Here is an 18,566-nt window from a genome sequence, read left to right as displayed (position 1 = left end):
CCGCAATTCAGAGCCGGGGCTGGACTGTCGACCAGGCGCCGACTGCTACCGGCTCAGGCCGGAGGACAACACCGGTCTCCTCCCTGACGCGCTCGCCGAGCGCAGTGAGCGCGTCGCGGAAGCCTGCAGCGGTGGCTTCGCCGTGGACGGTGAGGGTGAGCGTCCGACGATCTGAGCAGCGCACACCCTCAGCGACTTGGTGGCCGGGCAGGCAGCCCACGTGTTCCAGCAGCCAGCCCGCGCTGGCCCTGAGTTGTCCGTCGCTGTCGGTGTGGACCGGGCACCCGACTGCCGACCAGCAGACGGCCTGGGAGGCGCTGACTGGCGGGTTGAGGAACACGGAGCCGACCTGGCGGGCATCGGGGCAGTGGCGGTCGAGGAGAAGTCCGCGGCGGTGCCGGTTGGCGAGGACCGCGGCGGCCACCTCCGCCACCGGGGGCCGGGCACCGACCCGGACGCCGAGCTCGTCCGCGAGCGGCTGGTAGACGACTGGGGCGGCTTGAGCGTGGGTGAGGTGGAACGTGGCGGTCAGGACGGTCCACCGCCCAGGTTCCGCCTTGAAGCGGCTGTCGCGGTAGCGAAGGCGGCAGGCTTCGGCAGGCAGGGTCCGCAGGCGGCCCATCTCCCAGTCCCAGGCGGTGACGTGGTCGAGGGTGTCGGAGACCTGCTGGCCGTAGGCCCCGGCGTTCTGGACGGGGGCGGCGCCGGTGGCGCCGGGTATCCCGGCCAGGCATTCGATCCCGGCCAGGTGCTCGGCGGCGGCCCAGGCGACGAGGTCAGTGAGCGGGTGGCCGCCTTGGACGGTGACGGCCACCGTTTCCTGGTCGACCCGCGTGGCCGTGATGCCCCGGGTGTTCATCACGAGGACGGTCCCGGGGTGCCCGGCGTCGGCGGCGATGACATTGCTGCCGTGGCCGAGCACCACCACGGGTGCGGCCTCGTCCCGCTGCCCGACCGCCCTGACGGCTTCGGGCCAGGCGACGGGGTCGGAGATCGTCAGCAGGCGCTCGACTGGGCCGCCGAGCCGAAGGGTGGTCAGAGATGCGAGGGTGGGCTGGGCCACGGCGGGACCTCCTAAGGTTCGTCGGTGATGGCCTTCAGGGCGACGGCTCGCAGCGGGGCGAGGCGGGTGCGGTTGTCCTGGTGGTGGTAGACCGCGTTGGTGCAGATGGCCAGGTAGCGGCCGGTCGCCGGGGACAGGTAGAGGCTGGTGCCGGTGAAGCCGTGGTGGTAGGCGACTCGGCCGCCGTCGGCCAGGATCCAGGCCAGGCCCCGGTCCAGGCCGGGTTCGATCGCGATCTGAGGAACCACGCTCTGGGCCAGCCAGTGGCCGAGCGGCGACCCCTCGCGGTGCTCTCGCAGGAGGGCGCCCGCGTAGGCGGCGAGGTCGGCCGGGGTGGAGAACACCCCGGCGTGGCCTGCGACGCCGCCGAGCAGGGCGGCGTTGTCGTCGTGGGGCAGGCCCCACAGGCGCGGTGCTCCGGGGAAGCGCTGCTCGGTCGGCGCGACGTGGGGTGCGCAGGCGAGTGGTCCGTAGGTGGTGCTGGTCATGCCGAGGCTCTGCCAAAGCTCGGCAGCGAGTTCATCCAGGCGCCTGCCCGTGGCCTCGGCCAGCAGGAGGCCGGCGAGGATGAAGCCGCGATTGATGTACCGGTGTCCGGCGCCGGGCTCGGCGATCAGATCCTCGCCGCAGATCAGCTCGGCGAGGTCGGTGCCGGTGTTCCGGTACTGGTCGAGGCGGGTGTCGGCCCGCAGGCCGGAAGTGTGGGCGAGGATCTGCCGCAGCGTCACCCGACCGCCCGGGGCATCCTCGGGCAGGCGGGTTAGCACTGCACGGACCGGGGCGTCCAAGTCGAGCCCGTCGAGTCGACCGATCAGCGCCCAAGTGGCCAGCACCTTGGTCAGCGACGCCACGTCGTACACGGTGTCGGGGCCAGGCCGGGCGTCGCCGCACTCGGGGGCGACGATGCCGGAGGTCAGGTAGCCGGGCTCGTCGTCATAGGTGCCGTGAGCGACGACGCCGCCGGGCACAATGCCGTCGGCAGTCATCAGGTCCAGGCAGTCCTGGAGTTCGGCGAGCGCGTTCGGGTTCCACGGCGAGGTGGTCACGGCTTCTCCTGGTCGATCGTCAGCTTGGCACCCAGGGCGGCCAACTTCGGCAGCAGGCTGCCGTATCCGCGCCGCAGGTGGTACATGCCTCGGATCGTAGAGGTGCCTTCGGCCGCCAGAGCGGCGATCAGCATCGCGGTCACCGCCCGGATGTCCTCGCCCGCCACGTCAGCAGCGATCAGCGGAGACTGCCCTCGGACGGTAATCACCGCCCGGTCGGTGTTGACGGTGGCGCCGAACGCCCGCAGCGGGCCGACGTGGGTGTCGCGCTCGGTGTAGATGCGTTCCTCGATCCGGGAGGTGCCGTCGGCCTGGGTGAGGAAGGCGGTGAACTGGGGCTGTACGTCGGTCGGGAAGCCGGGGTGAGGGCCGGTGGCGATCTGCACCGCGCGGGGTTTGGTCGGGCACCGGACCAGCGTCCCGCCGTTCACCGGGGTCAGTTCGATCCCGGCGTCGGCGAAGGCGGCCAGCAGACCGAGGGGAAACTCGCTGGGCGGGAAGTCGGTGAGGTGCACTGAGCCGCCGGTGATCGTGGCGGCGAGCGCGAGGGTGGCGGCCTCCAGCCGGTCAGCGGGCACCTGGAACGTGCCGCCGGTGATGCGGTCGGTGCCGGTGACATGCAGGGCGGTGGTGCCCTCCCAGGTGATGCCGACCCCGCCGGCCGCGAGGACGGAGGCGGTCACCAGCACCTCGGGCTCGACGCTCGGGTTGAGGATGGTGGAGGCGCCCCGGATCCGAGCGGCCAGCAGCATCCCGGTGACCGTCGCCCCGAGGCTCGGACCCCATTGCCGGGTCGCGGCGTCGGTGGTGAACGGCGCCTGGTCCCAGCTGTTGATGCGGGCCTTGACCCGGTCATCGGTGACCTCCAGGCTCGCCCCAGCGGCCTCCATCGCCGCAAGGTGCCGGTCGATGTGGCGGCGGCAGAAGGCGTCGCCGCCCGGGGTGGGGAAGGTGACCTGGCCAGCTCGAGCCAGCAGGGCGGCGGCCATCACCGCGGTGGTGCGGATCCGGCGGCCGCGGATGTCGGGGATGACGGGGTACCAGGCAGCGGCCGGGGTGGTCTCGAACCGGTCGCCGATGACCTTGGTCGGAGTGCCGGTGTGGTTGAGGATCTCCGAGCAGACCGCGGTGTCCAGGATCTCGGGGGATCCAGTGAGCGTCAGCGGCTCGTCGGCCAGGATCACCGCCGCGTACAGGTGCAGGGCGATGTTCTTGCTGCCCTGCACCGTCGCGGTGCCGCTGAGCGGGGTGCCGCCGGTGATGCGCACGGACCGCTCGTCGGCGGTCGGCAGGTGGGTCTGGTTCACGGGCTACCTTCCCTGGCTTCCGGCGGGGAAAAAGCCGCCGACTTGGGTCTTGGGGTAGAGCACGGTGTGGGCGCCGATCAGGGTGGCGGGCTGAAGCACGGTGCCGGCCGGGACGATCACGCCGTCGCCGATCACGGCGCCGAACTTGGTCTGGCCGGTGCCGATGCGGTGGCCGTCGAGATGGGCGCTGACTTCCTCGGTGGCCGGTTCGGTGACCGGGCCACTCGTGCACCGCAGGCCGGTGGTGGAGACGAACGCCCCGATGTTGACGCCCAGGCCCAGGACGGAGTCACCGACGAAGCTGGTGTGCTTCATGAACGCTCCGCCGACCAGCAGGGAGCGGGTGACCTCAGCCCCGAAGCCGATCCGGCAGTCGGGCCCGATGACGCAGTTGTCGCGCACCCTGGCGCCCGCCTCGATCACCGCGCCGGGGCAGACCAGCACCGGGCCGGTGACGAACGCGCCCTCGGCGATGACGGCCCCGGCCGCCACCACGACCTGACCGCGGACCGTCGCTCCGGCCTCGATGACGCCCTCCGACGCAGGCAGGGCGAGGCCCAGGCGGCCCGCCAGCAGGTCGACCACCGCCTTCTTGAGACCGAACACGGTCGAGCAGCAGCTCAGCAGGTGCAGCACGACCGGGTCGGTGACCTGCTCGGGATCGATGTAGTACTCGGGGGCAGTTCGGTAGTCGACGCGCGCCAACTCGGCGCTCATCGAAGCTGTTTCGGGAAATCCGTGCATGGCTGGTTCTCCTCTCGGACGGGCGAGTGAAGAGGTGCCGGGCCTAGACGAAGGGCAGGTCCGGAGTGGTGGCGGCGGGAGCCGCCAAGGGGCCGGCCTCGGCCTGATGGACGGTGAGGCCGAGCAGACAGGCAGCAGCAACGTGGAGAGCGGCCCAGAAGGCGACGAGGAAGTCGCCCACTCGGTCACGGTCCTGGGCGGCATGGCGCGGGCCGGAGGCGGGCAGGGCGGAGGAGCTGTACGTCGGCATTGGGGGCCTTCGGCAGCAGGGACGGGGGCTGATGTCCCTAGTGAAAGGCCCTGGCGAAGATCCGATCCGTAGCGCGCTTACGGGCCCGTAAGCCGATTACGGGTCAGCCGAGCTGGACGCCAGCCCGGGTGGCGAACTCCCTTACCCCGGGCAGGGATCGGTCGTGCCGGAGCAGGCCCGTGGCGAGGTCGCGGACGGCACCGCGCTGGATCTCCTGCGGGGCGGCCTGCTCGGCAGCCAGGAGCGCACGGAACGCCTGCTCGGGCTTGCCCCACTGGTCGAAGGCGCGTGCGACGTCGGTGAAGAACCGGGCCTGCCGCTCGGCCGTCGGCAACGCGGCCGGGTTGACGGTCCGGGCCAGCTCGATCGCCTGTCCGGAGTCGCCGAGTTCGTAGTGCACCGAGAGATGGTGCAGGGCAACGCCCTGGATCCCGTCAACCTGCCCGGACGCCCGGCCGGCGGCTCGGGCGGTGTCGGCAGCCTCGTTGATCAGCGCATGGGCGTAGTTGCGGTCGCCCATCTTGGCCGCCGTGTAGGCCGCTGTGGCATACAAATCGCCCTGAGCCGCCAGGCGAGCTGTCTCCGGAACGCTGTCGTCCCCTTGCAGGTCGTGGGCTGCCCGCACGGCGATGTCAGTAGCCCGGCTCAGATGGCCCTGGCGCCGCCAGGCGCTGGACACCATCCGCTGGGCCTCGGCGGTGACCAGTCCGTCGCCGCCGGTGCGGGCGGCGGTCAGTGCGCGGTCGGAGGTGATGGCGACCAGGCCGTTGTCGCCAACCTTGATGCACAGCCGGACCGCGATGTTGTAGAGCGCGGCCACCGCTCGGGCCGATTCCTCAGTGCTGCCGACGCTCTGGGCAGCGGCGATCCAGCCGGGTAGAGCCTGGGCAAGAGCGTCGTAGCGGGCGGTACGAAACTCCTGACGTGCGGTCAAGATGGACGTGCGGATAGTCTCCGTGCTCGGCTCGCGCTGGCCGGGGATGGTCGATGTGCCGTACAGCACCAGGTCTTCCAACGGGGCGAGCGGTGCCGGACTCGCATGGGCAGCCTGGGCTCCGACGATCGGCGTGAAGACTGCGGCGGCAGCAGCGGCCAGAAGTTCGCGGCGTCGCACGTCGTCATCCTCCTCGGCAGCCGGACTGGACGTCAGCCTAGCGGAGCTGACCTTGCGTCGAGGCGAACTGGACACGATCGCCGCAGGTTGCGCGTGCGCCAGCAACTCGTCGAGCGTCGTGCCGAGCACCCGGCCGAGCAGGGATAACATCTCGACCTTCCGCACCGGGATCACATCGCGCTCGACCCCGGACACCCACTCTTCGCTGCGGTCGACCTCAGCAGCCAGATCCCGCTGGTACCAGCCCTTGCGGCCCCGCAGCTTGGCGATGAACTCGCCGAACGTGATGTCCCCCGCCACAGCCTCCGCCCCTGCCAGTTGTGACCACTCCACTACAGGAAGCAACCGTACCGAGTGATGCGACTCAGATGTAGGGGGTCGGCCCAGAACGCTGGCCGCAGTAGCGAATCACCAGCACGAGTGCCAGCCGCGACGACTGCGGACGCCCTCGTCACATGGACCTCCACGGCAAGGTGCATGTTGACAGCTGTCGCATCGTCCCAAGCCCGGGGTTCAGCCGGGTGCTGACTCGCTTCGCTGCCCGCACCCGCGCTTCTTAGGGCCCTGCTCGCGGCAAGCGTAGCGAGGCGGACCATCGGATCCGGACCCACCAACCACCTGTAGCAGTTCGCTGCGTTCGGGTTCCGATTGCGGTCCAGACACGTTTCACACCACGGCATCGGCTGGTCAAGTACGGTACGCCAATGGCTGATCCCACCTCGTATCTCTCCACTATGACCGCCACGAGCGCGGCGCTCGTCTCAATCGTTGGTGGTTTGCTGGTAGCCCGCTTCGTAGGTCTGGACAGCGAGCAACAGGGTGCCCAGAAGCTAATGGACGACGCCCAGGAGCGGCTTGGTATAGCTCAGCGGCGTGCGGCAGAGGCGAATTCGGAGGTGATGCGCTGGGATGCCGGCGGCTTCCTGCGGGACCCGAAGGTTCTTCAAGCGATCAAGAGCGGAACCACTGGGCTCGACCAGCTGCGCGAGCTAGCCGACTCATCGCTAGAGGATCCGGACCTCGGACCCTTTGTGGCGGAGGTGGCTGCGGAGTTCCAGACGGCCCGCAACTACTTCGAGAACCACCCCCTCTCCCCCACCGAGAAGCTGTTCGAAGCGATAGGCACCTGGTATCGGAGCCGCCGCGTGCTCCCCAACCTCCCGCAGATCCGATGGGAAGAGGCATGGGAGCTGGTTTTCGACGAGACTGCCCTGCGCGCTGCCGAAGCCGCGGCAAAGGAGGCACGTCAGCGGGAGGCGGAGGCCGAGCGTAGACGCAAGGCAACGACTGGGCAAGAGGAGCGCCTCCTTGGGAGCCTCGCCGGAATCACCGGTGCGTTTTCTCAACTGCACGCCCCCTTGCTGCAACAAGGCCGGACCTTTCCTGCTGGGCTCATGGCGATCGCCCCCTCCGCCTCCTCATCCACCGACTGGCAGGCGATCCGAGCGCGGCGCTACGACGACCTCGTCACTACTCGCGAGCGCGCTTCCCAGCGCGTTGAGGATCTGGAAGCCGAGCTGGCGAGGCTGCGCCTGGACCACAAACGGGTTGTCATGCCTGATAGCCGTCTGGTCTGGGGACTAGTGGTACTCGCTGTCTTCACGATGGTGGGTGTCGTGGTGCCCCTGTGGGTCATGAGTAACGGTCCGCACGACATCACCCCCCACATTCGGTTGTTGTTCTGGGGATTCAGTGTGGCCTTGGCCTTCCTGTTTGGCTACATGGTGATCTACCTGGTGAAGCTCATGACCAGAAAGTCAACGCCAGCATCAGCTGATGACCTTGGATAGCTGGAGCGATGTCCAAGACGTCACAGCACTCTTGTACGCCGAGCAAGAAGAGGAGAGTTCTCCGGCGTGACGCACAGCGCCTACAGGCCGGCCAGCAAACAGCCTGAGCGTCCCACAAGACGAAGGAGCGATACGCCAGGACGTCATCACCGACTTCGGCTGCCATCGTCCGCGCCCCCTGGTTGCAGTTTTGGTTACGTTCACCCCCGTTCAGAGCCCAGCCAGCGAGCCGCTACGCCGCAGGTCAGGACGCGCACGACCGCCTCCGAACACCCAGACGGACAGTTGGAAAGCGTATTGGGGGTAACCCCTCACGAGTTCGAATCTCGTATCCTCCGCACCCGCCCGCCAGGGCAGACGAAGGCCCCGACCGCTTCTGCGGTCGGGGCCTTCGTCTGCCCTGGTCTCAGTTTTGGTCTCAGTTGCGATTTTGGGCCCCACCTCGCCTGCACTCCCAGCAGCGAACGGTGTAGCGGCCTGGCGCCCACTCGGAGCCCGAACCGAGCCCACCAGTGGCAACCGAGCCAGCGGGTGCCGTGCGAATCCGCATCCAGGGTGACCGTCCTGTCCCGAGCCACCTCGTCCGACACTCGGCCGCCTCCCTGGCACGCCGAGCTCGACTTGTGAGTTGATCGTCTGGTCACGTGATCAAGTGTCGACTGAGCGCCGACCTGCCGCCCGCCGAACCGTGATCTCTGTGCTCGCCGCGTGGCTCGCGGGCACAGTGATCACGCTCCTCGACCAGGCAAGACACGACCAGCTGAAATTGCACCCAGGTCCAATGCCGTGCAGAGCTGCGTCAAGCGATACTCCTGCCACAGCAGTGCTTGAACTTGCGCCCGGTGCGCATCATGCACGGGCAGGGCGCGTTCCTCCGCGGGCGCGCCACGGCCAACGGCACAGTGCCGCCCACGGTCTGCCCGGAATCCATCGCCTGCAACAGGTAGGACATGTCGTCAGCGGCCATCCCCTGGAGGTTTCGGCCGACCACGATGATCAGCGTTCCCTCGCGGGCGGCCCGATACCAGTGGGGGAAGAAATTGAGTGGCATGCCGCGCAGCAAGGCCCCCGACGGTCCGGAGACAGAGAGCCTGTTGTCCTCCAGGCGGGCCTGAACGTCGCTGTCGCGAACTGCGGCGATGGTTCTGAGGTCCAGCACGTCGTCGTCCTTCAGGCCGTCGAGAACGCTCCGGAGATCGGTGAACCCGGCGGCGAGGTGGCTGTCTAGGACCAAGTCTTGGATAGGTCCACCGTCCACCGAACCCCATCCGCCGTAGCAGTCGACAAGGACGCCCGCCCTGTCACCTCCGAACAGAATGCACTCGACCTCGGAGGTGATCTTGGGTGCCTTTGGAGTCCTCCCGCCGAGCTGGATCACCTGGGACACGACACAGTGCGGGTGGGCCAGGCGCACCACCACGTGGTCGATCTCCGGGTGACGCAGCAGCAGCAATTCAGCCTCGCCGGTCTCGTCGATCACCAGGTTGCACCCTTCGCAGGTCTGTCGAGAGCTGGCGAGCCGGGCGAGCATTCGTGTGACGTCCCGGTCGGCCAGTTCCCGCCGGACCGACGATGCGATCTTGATGCGCCTCCTGTCCGGAGCGATCGTCGGCTGCGGGTCATGGCCAACAGGGGAGGGGAGGCTCCGGCCAGTGGGCTGCAGCCGGGTCCGAATGGATTCCAAGACGCGGCGGTCTCGCAGCTTCTGCGTGCCGAGCAGCTCTTCGATCGTGGGCTCAGTAGCGTCCGGTTCGCCGTCCGCGTGAAGATGGGCGAGCTCAAGGAGGGCTTCTCCAGCCTCCGACCAGCCTCCGATGCGTTGGTGGACACCGAAGGCCTCACGCGTGTGGCGCCGGGCGTCATCGATCTGGCCGAGAGCCTTATAGGAGCGAGCCAGGTTCATCAAGCAAGGCGCCATCAGAGTGTCGTCGTCGAGCTCCTCGATCAAGGCTCGAGCCTGGTTGAATCTTTCGAGGGCCGAGTTGTGTTCGCCCGAATCGGCGCAGCGCACACCGGTATTGACGTGGATGGCTACCTCTAGGGAGCGCATTCCCAGCTGCTGTGCCGACGGCAATAGAAGGTTGAGATCGGCAACGGCCTGCTCCGGATCCTCTCCGTACAGGAGGCACATGGCGGCCTGCGTCTTCGCGGTGAGCAGGACTTGAAGATCCTTTTGAGCTTCAGCGAGATCCTCGGCCTTGCGGTACTCGTTGAGTGCCTCTGGCCACTCCTTGTTGCGGGCGTGCATATTCGCGAGCGCCATTCTGGTACGGAGGACGGCCGCAGCATCGCCGGCGCGGTCGCATGCGTCGAGCGCTCTTGTGATCATGGTCTTGGCCTCCGCGTGGAGGCCACGGCGCGAGTAGAGGATGGCGAGCGCCCGGTCTGCTTGCGCTCTGGTGAGCGGCAATGCGTCATCGGAAGTGATGGAGGCGACCTGCTCCAGCATGCGGGCGCCTTCCTGCCACTGCCCTGAGACAAGGAGGGCTTCCCCCAGGGCAGTCCTCGCTTGCGCCCGGGCATGCTTGTGCTCGGTGTCTTCCAGCAGGGCAACGGCCTCGGTCAGTAGTGCCACGGCATGGCCGATTCGGCCTGTACGCCATACGAATTCGGCATTCTTCTGCAGAGCCTGCGCCAGTACGCCGGGGTTGCCGGTGTGGCGAGCCATGTCCTGAGCTTGCGCAAAGAAGGCTTCCGCTTCGTCCAGATGCCCGGCGCCCCCATGGTAGGACGCCAGGTAGGCCAGCGCCTGGGACGCATGGTCGTAGTCGCCGGTACCTGTCGCCAGCCGCGCGCATTCGCCCAGGTGTGCGGCAGCCGTGTCGATCTCTGCCCGCTCGGCGGCCTGACTGCCCAGACGGTACAGCGCCCGCACCTGGCCCTGGACATCTCCGGTGTCCCGGTAGATCGCCAGCGCTGCCTCGAGCGGATCTACGGGTGCAGAGTCCGGCCGGTCCTGCGGCGGCGTCTCGGCGAGTGCCATCAGGGCCGTAGCCTCCCACGCCCGGCTTCCCACCCCACGAGCCCGTTCGATGTCCTGAGCGGCCTGCTGCGCAGCCTCGGCCATACGGCCGCCAGCACGTAGGAGTGCGCCGAGCGCGCCGCGGTTCCACAGTTCCGCAGCGGTGCCGACCTTCAAAAGGCCGCGGCTGTTGCGCAGGTAGTGCTCGGCCCGGCGCACCTGACCGACGGCGAGGTAGGCCTGGCCCAGGTTGCCAAGGGCCTGGGCCAGCACCTGCTGGGAGTCGGTGATGCGCCAGTACGGCAGTCCGTGGCGCAAGTAGGGAATGGCGTCGCGGGCACGTCCAAGGTTGATGAGCAGGGAGCCCATCGCTAGCTCCGCGAGGTGCATCAGGTGCGGGTCGTCGGCGTCGTGGGCGGTCTGGGCTGCCTGGTGGTACAGGTCGGCGGCCCGCTGGCTGTCGCCGAGGTGGGCGGCGGCCATGGCGAGGTTGTGCAGGGCTGTTGCCGTCCACTCAGGGTTGTCGGACCGGGTGCCAGCTTCGAAGACGCACTGGTAGACACGGTCGATGTCACTCCAGTGGCTGCCATGCCACAGAGCGGCAGTGTGGTTGGCCGCGAGTGTGACGAGCGGCCCCCAGACCTGGTGGTCCCGGGCCAGTTCGGCTAGAGCGACCGCACCTGGCCGGTCGGCGTTCAGCTGCTGCAGGGCCTCCGGGTTGCTCGGCGCCGGGACGGTGGCTTCCTTGTCGGTAAAACCGATCGATTCCGTGGCCGACTGTGCGCGGGCGGCCGTCATCAGACAGGCATGCCGAATAACGGTATCGCGGCACTCCATCGTGGCCGGGGCGGACTTGAGGCGGGCGAAGCGGTGCAGGATCTCGTGAAAGACGTAGCGGTCTTCGTCAACCTGCTCAATGAGACTCAGCTCGAACAGTTCGTCAAGGAGTTCTGCCACGGCGTCGAGGCGGATATCGGCTAGTTGCTCCGATGAGGCATTGGCTGCGGCAGCGACGTCGACGGTGATGGACATGTGCGGCAGGATTCCGAGCACCGTGAACAGGTGCGCTTGCTCCAAGTCCAGAGCAGCGAAGCTTCGCTCAATCACAGGTTCGATCGCGGTCCGGCCGGCCCGCAAGGCCCGCAGTCCGTGGTCAGGACTCGCGATGTCCTGGATGAACCGGTCTGGGTCAACCTTCGGGCGCCTTGCCAGGTGGGCGGCCGCGATGTGCAGCGCGAGGGGATGTCCACCGCAGGCCTGGGCGAGATCCGATGCTTGAGCGTCAGTCAGCCTCGACGGCCCGGCGACGGCCCTCACAAGCGCCGAGCTGTGCTCGGTCGGCAGGGGACCGAGTTCGACGCAGTGGACGAGCCCGGCAAGGCCGCTGAGCTTAGCCCTGCTTGTGCACACTAGCGCGAAGGGGCCATCCATCTGCAGCACCTCCAACAACGCCTCCTCCGAGACGATGTCGTCCACCAGCAGTATGGCCCTACGGTCGGCCAGCGTTGCGCGCAGGAGCGCGCGACGCTGGCCACGCTCCTTGGGGAGCGGATCGCTGGCGGGCCGCAGAGCCTGAAGGAGCATCGACACCAGGTCGACCTCGGACCCTTCGCCGGCGGCCAGGACCAGATCGAGGTGGTACTGCCCGTCGGGGTAGTGCTCCTCCACCAAGTGCGCCAGCCTCAGAGCCAGACAACTCTTCCCAATACCCGGCCCGCCGGTGACCAGCACTGAGCGTCCGCTATCGGGATCGGGCGCTTGGAGGACTGCCAATGCTTCCGCGAGCGCTTCCTCACGCCCAATCAGCTGCCGCAGCTCTCGCGGCAGACCGTTGCCAGCTGGCGGTCCGGACGGCGTTCGAGACGCATCCAACTCCTGAAGCAATTGCGCGGGGATCACGATGTTCCCGTTCTCGAACACGTGGATGTCGCGGCCTGCCTGGTAGACCCTTCCTTGGTCGTGAGCATGGGCCTGCATGATCCTTCGGCCCCCGGCATCAGTCACGGCAAAGCCCTCCCCAGCGGTCCAACCCAACATCGGTGCATGTGTCCCGACTTCAGCATACGAAGCGTCCGTACGACCCCGATGTCCGTGCCATCAACTACCGTCAGACTGATTGTGACTCAGATGTTCTCAAGGGCAGGGCCGTTGCAGGCTCAGAGAGAGGAGGCGTGATGCTGCAGGAACTGATTCTGGCTGGCGGGACGACAGTGGTGGGAGCCATGGCGACCGATTCCTGGGCGGCCGCCCGGGAAGGTGTGGCACGGCTCTTCCGGCACCGCGGTCAAGAGCGGCAGTCGGCGATCGAGACGCAGTTGGAGAGCAACGCGGCGCTGGTCGCGCGGGCTGAGGACGTCGAGCGGACCAGGCGGAGCCTGGTTCCGCTGTGGGTGCTGGAACTGGAGTCCCTGCTGGCGGAGTACCCCGAGGCCGTCGCCGAACTCCGTACGCTGATCAGCGAAATCGAGGCGACCCGGGCGGCCCCGCAGGAGACCTGGGTGCAGACCAACGTCGCGCGGGACAACGGGCGGGTGTTCGCGTCCATGGGCGGCAACGTGATCGTGCACGAGGCGCCGATCAGCGGGCATTCGTCCCTCACCCGCGAGGCAAGGAGGGACGAGGGCACCGAGGAGACGCGATGAGCAGCCCGGGTGCCGACGGCCGGCCTGCGGACGGGCCCAATGCCCGGCAGACGCTCCGGGTGGAGCACGGGTTCGGCTACGCGGCCGTGGCCGCCGACCTGCACGTCTTTCCCGACCGAGGCCCGGTCTACCAGCTCGCCGAGTACCGTCCGCCCTCGACGGCCGAGGACGCGGCCTGGCTGACCGCGCAGCCCAGCCGCCTGCTCAACGCCCGCTTCGAGATCGTGGACTTCACTGGACGGGCACGGGAGCAGGCCGAGCTGGCCGCCTGGCGCGACAGCGGCGACCTGCGGATCTCCGCCACCTGGCTGCACGGGCCAGGTGGGCAGGGCAAGTCACGGCTGGCCGCCAGGTTCGCCGCCGAGAGCGCCGCGGCCGGCTGGAAGGTCGTCACGGCCGCCCACGGCCCCGGCGCGGTCCTGTCGGATCGTGGCAGCCAGGATCTGCGGTCGACCGGCGCCCGGGGCCTGCTGCTGGTCGTCGACTACGCGGACCGCTGGCCGCTCTCCCATCTGGCCTGGCTGTTCAGCAACAAGATGCTGGATCAACCGGTGCCGACCCGGGTACTACTGCTGGCCCGGTCGGTCGTCCCCTGGCCCGCCGTCCGCGCCGCGCTGGAGGACCTGCGGGCCGAGAGCCGGGAGCACGAGCTGCGGCCGCTCGACGAACAGGCCGATCCCGGGGCGCGCGAAGCCATGTTCACCGTGGCCCGCGACTGCTTCGCCACCCGCTACGGGCTTGCCGACCCAGCGGTCATCGGCCCGCCCGGTGACCTGCAGCGGCCCGAGTTCGGGCTGGTCCTCGCCCTGCACATGGCCGCCCTGGTGGCGGTCGACGCCCACGTCCACGGGCACCGGCCGCCGAGAGACATGCGAGGGCTCTCCGCCTACCTGCTGAACCGCGAACGCAGGCACTGGACGCGGCTCTACGAGAACCGCCTGGAGGGGCTGGATTACCAGACCCCGCCGAGCACGATGGACCAGGTGGTATTCACCGCGGTACTCACCGGCCCGACCACCCACCCGGGCGGCACCGCCGTGCTGACCCGGCTCGGCCTGGAGCAGCCCACACGGCTGCTGGCCGACCACGCCAGCTGCTACCCGGCCACGACCGCGGGCATGGTGCTGGAAGCGCTCTATCCCGACCGGCTGGCCGAGGACTTCCTCGCCCTGAGCCTTCCCGGGCACGGGCTCAGCGACCATCCCGCCGCCCCGTGGGCGGCAGCGACCGCCGCTGCGCTCATCGGCCGGGAGCAGGACGGCTCGGTTCCCGCACACCTCACCCGGGCGCTGACCTTCCTTGCCGCGGCCGCCGCGCCGGATCGCTGGCCACATGCCGCCGAGCACCTCGAACGGATCCTGCGCGCCGACCCGGCACTCGCCGTCGCGGGCGGCAACGCCGTGCTGACCGCGGTTGCCCAACTCGACCTCGCTCCCGCGGTCCTGGAGGGCATCAACCGTCACCTTCCCGCGCTCGGCCAAGTCGATCTCGACGCGGGGATCGCCAGCTTCACTGCGCGCCTTACCGCCCATCGACTCGCGGTGACCGGTGATCCGATCGAACATGCGCAGCTGTACCAGAACCTCGGGTTCCGGATGTCGCGAGCGGGCCAGTGGGAAGAGGCCGTGACGGTCACCGAGCAGGCGGTGGAACTCTTCCGGCGGCTGACCACCACCGATCCCGGGGCACACGAGGCGGATCTAGCCATGGCCCTGGTCGACCTCAGTGCGCACACATTCCGCTCGGGGCGTTCGCCGGCAAGCCGGCACGCGGCCGAAGAAGCGGTCGGAATCTTCCGCCGGCTGGCCACCGTCGATCCCGCCGCGTACGAGCCGGGGCTCGCCGTCTCCCTCTCTCATCTGAGTCAGGGCTTCTCCGACGCACGACGGGCCGAGGACGCCCTGGCCGCCACCCACCGGGCCGTCGGTATCTTCCAGCGGCTAGCGGTGGCCGACCCGGCCGCATACGAGCCAGGCGTCGCCATGGCGCTGGCCAATGTGGGCGCGTTCTCGTGGCGACTGCGCCGCTGGCATGACGCCTTGGCCGCCACGGAGCGGGCGGTGGAGCTCTTGCGGCGGCTGGTGGTGACAGCGCCCACGGCTCGTGTGTCCGGTCTGGCCCGGCCCTTGGCAGCGGACGAGTCCGACCTGGCGACAGCGCTGGCCAACCTGAGCGTCTTCCTGTGGGGAAACCGCCGCCGGACCGAGGCGGTCAGCGCGCTCCAGGAGGCGACCGAGATCAGCCGACGCCTCGCCGCGGCTACTCCTGCCGCACATGAACCCGACCATGCCCGAATGTCGCTCAGTCTCGGCACCTATCTGTCACGGTTGCAGAGCTGGCCGTGGGCTCTGGCCGCTACCGAAGAGGCCGCGGAGATCTACCGACGCCTCGCGGCCGCCGACGCCACCGAGTACGAGCACAGTCTTGCCAAGGCCCTGCAGGCGTCGGCCTGGGCACGAGTCGGCGGCGGAGCCGACCTGCGTCCGGCACTGCACGCGGCCGACGAAGCCGTGCGCATCTACCAACGACTCGCGGCGGAGCAGCCAACCGACTTCCGTGACCGGTTGGCGGCCGCCCAGGAGGCGCAGGAGGCCGTCCGCGCCGGGATCGAGGGGAAGCCCGTCAAGGTCAGCACGCGTTGGACGATGGAGGAGCACTGGATGACCCTCCTGAACCAGGACGAGGTCTGGCAGGACGGACAGGACCAGCGTCACCGCCTTGATGACATGCCTCCGCGGTACTGCGACAACGTGCTGAAGTTCATCCTGCGACAGGCCGACGCTCTCTTCGAAATGCTCCTCGACGGCCTCTTGGTCGCTCCCGAGTCACTCGGCTGGGAGGACGGGGACGATTCCGCGGCCTGGCTGAGCCGACAACCGCTCGTGACCGCCCTTCGGCGCCGCACCGAGGGCAAGCCCGCCCGATCCGAGCTGTGCTACTGCGGATACAGGATCCAGCCTGGCTGGAGTCATGAATACTGCTACCCCGGCATCATCGTGGACTGAAACCAAGCCACAGGCGGCGACAGCACAGTTGCCCAACCGTGATGGCAGGAGGCACACGAGGTCCGGGGTGGGCTGGCATCGGCCCTGTCGCTGCGCATTGCTCCGACAACGGAGAACGAGTTCGCTGCTGGTTGCAGTTTTGGTTGCATTCACCCGCGTCCGGCGCCGTTCGGAACCCGGTCAGCAGGCCGCTCCGTCGCAGGTCAGGACGCCTACGGCCGTCCCCGGACAGTCAGGCGAACATTTGGAAAGCGTGTTGGGGCAACCCCTCACGAGACGATCACATGGGACCTGGGGACAAGTGAATCGACGTCAGTACAGTCGCGCCATGACGACGACATTCACCGACGCCTTCTTCCGCACCGCCGAAGGCCATGCCGCCTGGGGAGCCGAGCAACTCGACGAGCTCGGCCGAGTGCTGCCCGGTGGCCCATGGACGGCCGACCTGGCCCAGTGCGTGTACCAGTCCGCCGGCCGCACGATACGGGTTGGCCTCCTCGGCTCGTACGACCTGTCCGAGCAGTCCTGGCTCTGGGGATGGGCCAATCCCGGACTGCGTGGCAGTGCGGTGGTGGCGGCCAGCGAGCGGATCGCCGAGTTCGGGCGTCTCAACGGGGTGCCCGAACTCCAGCACGCCGGCGTGGATCTGTCGGGCTTCGGCGATCCGCGCCAGGCCGCCGAAGCGATTGCCTTCGTCGGGATGGGCGTACTCGGTGCCCCGGGGTACCTCGGTGAATCGGCCGGACCGGAGACCCGGGTCTACTTCGCCCCGGACGACCCTCAGATCCCGCACGCGAAACTGGACTCGATCGCCATGCCGCGCTTCCTGACGACCGGCGCAGGGCTCTTCGGGCACTCCGCCCGCCAGGTGGTCAGCGGCTACTTCGCCCACCACGGCGTGACCGTCGAGGCGGGTGCCGATCGGATCAGCGCCCGCCTGCCCGACGGCAGCACCACCGAGATCACCTTCGATGCACTGGGCCGGATCGCGGCGATCAACTCCACGCTGGGTGGACGCTGAACTGCATCAAGCAGGTCCTCCCCGACCTGTCTGCACTGGCCGGCATCGCGCACGCGGCACCCCTCCCCACGTGATGCATCGAGAGATATACTTACGACGCGAGTTGATATCAGGAGGTGTACCGCATGAGCCGGACCGTGATCGATCTGGACGACGATCTGCTCGCCGACGTGGCTCAGGCTCTCGGCACCAGCACCAAGAAGGAGACGGTCAACACCGCTCTTCGCGAGGTGCTGGAGAACAGACGGCGAGCCCTCGCCCTCACACGGCTTCGCGCGGCGGCCGATGCCGGGGCCTTCGACCTTGAGATCTTCGAAGACAAGAGGAACTACCGTCGGTGAACGCGGCGCAATTCCTGATCGACACCAGCGCGCTCGCGCGTTTCATGCGCGGCGACGCCGAGCAGTACGGCTGGGACCAAGCCGCAGCAGCCGGCTTGATCGCCACCTGCCCCATCACCGAACTTGAGTTCTTCTACAGCGCACGGACGGCCGCCGACCGCGCTCAGGGGATCGAGGACATGCGTTTGGTGTTCGGCTGGGTACCGGTCGACGATCGCGCCTACGACCGCGCCTGGCAGGTCCAGGAGTTGCTGACCAGACGAGGCCAGCATCGCAGCGCCGGAGCCGTCGACCTGATCGTCGCCGCCACAGCCGAACTACAGGGCCTGACCCTCCTGCACCGCGACCGCGACTTCGAGTGCATCGCGAACGTCACGGGACAGGCCCTCCAGTGGTACGGGCCGGAAGCCGGCAAGTGAACGTTGCTGGATCCACTCCACGACTGGCGAAGGATGAGGGCCCTGATCCTGTGACCATCCGGCCGTGACACCGCAGATCACGGGTGCATCGTGGTTGCAGTTCTGGTTGCATTCACCCTCGTCCAGCGCCGTTCGGACCCCAGCCATCGATCTGCTCTACTGCAGGTCAGGACACCCACGCTCACCCCTGAACGGCTGGACGGACAGTTGGAAAGCGTGTTGGCGGCAACCCCTCACGAGTTCGGATCTCGTATCCTCCGCACCCGCCCGCCAGGGCAGATGTTGGCCCCGACCGTTCTGCAGTCGGGGCCAACGCCGTCTCTGGCCTCAGTTGCGGAGCTTCCGCGGCATCTCCGTGGGCGCCTGGACCTCCTCCTCTTCGAGCTTCGGGCCTTGGCGATCGTGGCCACGTTGTGGGTGAGATGGTCGCGCCGCACAGCCTCGTCGAGGGCGACACGGATCGTGCGGTGGCCTGGTGCGCAGTACTGGCGGCGCCTCCGGCGGCCTGCATCTTCCCGGTGGAAGCGCTCCAGGTGCTCGGGGTCCAGCTTTTCCAAGCGGTGCGCACCGAGACCGAGGACGAGGTGCACGCGGATGGCCACGTCGATTTCCAAGCGAGGGCCATCGGCTCTCACGATCTCTCGTCGGCCTCGGGGGCCGTCCAGGGCGTTCCCGGAGGTATCGACGAGATCTCGGGCGCCTGTTTTTGATCAAAGCCTTGACACAGGGGTGAACGAAGCCGTTCGATGTCACTCGCCGTGTTCGATATCGTCGAGTTATGGCGAGCAATGTTCACTTCTGGTAGTTGCTGGTACCTCAGTTCGTCTTCGCCATGGAGCTTCTGTCGGTGAGTCACGGCCTG

Annotated in this window: 14 protein-coding genes; 7 read left to right on the top strand and 7 right to left on the bottom strand. The window is 68.4% G+C overall.

What is annotated here, in order from left to right:
- Positions 1-7 precede the first annotated feature (7 nt).
- From ABH937_RS25760 to ABH937_RS25735, 6 genes are all read right to left on the bottom strand, one after another.
- Positions 8-1,063, bottom strand: coding sequence for a UDP-N-acetylmuramate dehydrogenase (locus tag ABH937_RS25760; protein WP_370219626.1), 1,056 nt, complete (start codon positions 1,061-1,063; stop codon positions 8-10).
- An 11-nt stretch (positions 1,064-1,074) separates the two neighbouring features.
- Complete coding sequence (locus tag ABH937_RS25755) at positions 1,075-2,109, bottom strand: serine hydrolase domain-containing protein (RefSeq protein WP_370219625.1); 1,035 nt, start codon at positions 2,107-2,109, stop codon at positions 1,075-1,077.
- On the bottom strand, positions 2,106-3,416 hold the full coding sequence (locus ABH937_RS25750; protein WP_370219624.1) for a UDP-N-acetylglucosamine 1-carboxyvinyltransferase: 1,311 nt from the start codon (positions 3,414-3,416) through the stop codon (positions 2,106-2,108). Before ABH937_RS25750 ends, ABH937_RS25755 begins: the two co-directional genes overlap by 4 nt.
- Positions 3,417-3,419: 3 nt before the next feature.
- The gene (locus ABH937_RS25745; protein ID WP_370219623.1) at positions 3,420-4,160 is read right to left on the bottom strand and encodes a hypothetical protein; all 741 of its coding nucleotides are present in this window, start codon (positions 4,158-4,160) and stop codon (positions 3,420-3,422) included.
- Positions 4,161-4,203: 43 nt separating this feature from the next.
- Complete coding sequence (locus ABH937_RS25740; RefSeq protein WP_370219622.1) at positions 4,204-4,410, bottom strand: hypothetical protein; 207 nt, start codon at positions 4,408-4,410, stop codon at positions 4,204-4,206.
- A gap of 103 nt (positions 4,411-4,513) precedes the next feature.
- Entirely contained in the window at positions 4,514-5,824 is a 1,311-nt protein-coding gene (locus ABH937_RS25735) for a multiprotein-bridging factor 1 family protein (RefSeq protein WP_370219621.1), read from the bottom strand.
- 404 nt (positions 5,825-6,228) lie between these two features.
- On the opposite strand from ABH937_RS25735, the gene ABH937_RS25730 reads away from it, so the two are divergent.
- Positions 6,229-7,314: a hypothetical protein gene (locus ABH937_RS25730; RefSeq protein ID WP_370219620.1), complete on the top strand. Its 1,086-nt coding sequence runs from the start codon at positions 6,229-6,231 to the stop codon at positions 7,312-7,314.
- Positions 7,315-8,113: 799 nt separating this feature from the next.
- Here ABH937_RS25730 and ABH937_RS25725 read toward each other — a convergent pair.
- Positions 8,114-12,280: a tetratricopeptide repeat protein gene (locus ABH937_RS25725; protein WP_370219619.1), complete on the bottom strand. Its 4,167-nt coding sequence runs from the start codon at positions 12,278-12,280 to the stop codon at positions 8,114-8,116.
- A 218-nt stretch (positions 12,281-12,498) separates the two neighbouring features.
- Here ABH937_RS25725 and ABH937_RS25720 point away from each other — a divergent pair, with 218 nt between their 5' ends.
- The 6 genes from ABH937_RS25720 to ABH937_RS25695 all read left to right on the top strand — a co-directional run bounded on the left by ABH937_RS25720 (position 12,499) and on the right by ABH937_RS25695 (position 18,414).
- Positions 12,499-12,918 (top strand): hypothetical protein, encoded by a 420-nt coding sequence (locus ABH937_RS25720; RefSeq protein ID WP_370219618.1) that lies wholly within the window; start codon positions 12,499-12,501, stop codon positions 12,916-12,918.
- Positions 12,915-15,923, top strand: a complete 3,009-nt coding sequence (locus ABH937_RS25715) for a tetratricopeptide repeat protein (protein WP_370219617.1) — start codon at positions 12,915-12,917, stop codon at positions 15,921-15,923. Before ABH937_RS25720 ends, ABH937_RS25715 begins: the two co-directional genes overlap by 4 nt.
- A gap of 328 nt (positions 15,924-16,251) precedes the next feature.
- Positions 16,252-16,944, top strand: coding sequence for a DUF6882 domain-containing protein (locus tag ABH937_RS25710; protein ID WP_370219616.1), 693 nt, complete (start codon positions 16,252-16,254; stop codon positions 16,942-16,944).
- Between the two features lie 125 nt (positions 16,945-17,069).
- Positions 17,070-17,285, top strand: a complete 216-nt coding sequence (locus ABH937_RS25705) for a type II toxin-antitoxin system VapB family antitoxin (RefSeq protein WP_370219615.1) — start codon at positions 17,070-17,072, stop codon at positions 17,283-17,285.
- The gene (locus ABH937_RS25700; protein WP_370219614.1) at positions 17,282-17,704 is read left to right on the top strand and encodes a PIN domain nuclease; all 423 of its coding nucleotides are present in this window, start codon (positions 17,282-17,284) and stop codon (positions 17,702-17,704) included. The genes ABH937_RS25705 and ABH937_RS25700 overlap by 4 nt, the downstream gene beginning before the upstream one ends.
- A 413-nt stretch (positions 17,705-18,117) precedes the next feature.
- Positions 18,118-18,414 (top strand): hypothetical protein, encoded by a 297-nt coding sequence (locus ABH937_RS25695; protein WP_370219613.1) that lies wholly within the window; start codon positions 18,118-18,120, stop codon positions 18,412-18,414.
- Positions 18,415-18,566 lie beyond the last annotated feature (152 nt).

Source organism: Kitasatospora sp. GAS1066B (assembly GCF_041262605.1).
GTDB lineage: Bacteria > Actinomycetota > Actinomycetes > Streptomycetales > Streptomycetaceae > Kitasatospora.
Note: the sequence above shows the minus strand (reverse complement) of the source record. Positions and strands in the feature narration are given on the sequence as shown.

Excerpts from the sequence above, each read along its gene's own strand:
- ABH937_RS25745 (WP_370219623.1), bottom strand. The coding sequence starts at position 4,160 with ATGCACGGATTTCCCGAAACAGCTTCGATGAGCGCCGAGTTGGCGCGC.
- ABH937_RS25740 (WP_370219622.1), bottom strand. The coding sequence starts at position 4,410 with ATGCCGACGTACAGCTCCTCCGCCCTGCCCGCCTCCGGCCCGCGCCAT.
- ABH937_RS25730 (WP_370219620.1), top strand. The coding sequence starts at position 6,229 with ATGGCTGATCCCACCTCGTATCTCTCCACTATGACCGCCACGAGCGCG.
- ABH937_RS25720 (WP_370219618.1), top strand. The coding sequence starts at position 12,499 with ATGGCGACCGATTCCTGGGCGGCCGCCCGGGAAGGTGTGGCACGGCTC.
- ABH937_RS25715 (WP_370219617.1), top strand. The coding sequence starts at position 12,915 with ATGAGCAGCCCGGGTGCCGACGGCCGGCCTGCGGACGGGCCCAATGCC.
- ABH937_RS25710 (WP_370219616.1), top strand. The coding sequence starts at position 16,252 with ATGACGACGACATTCACCGACGCCTTCTTCCGCACCGCCGAAGGCCAT.
- ABH937_RS25705 (WP_370219615.1), top strand. The coding sequence starts at position 17,070 with ATGAGCCGGACCGTGATCGATCTGGACGACGATCTGCTCGCCGACGTG.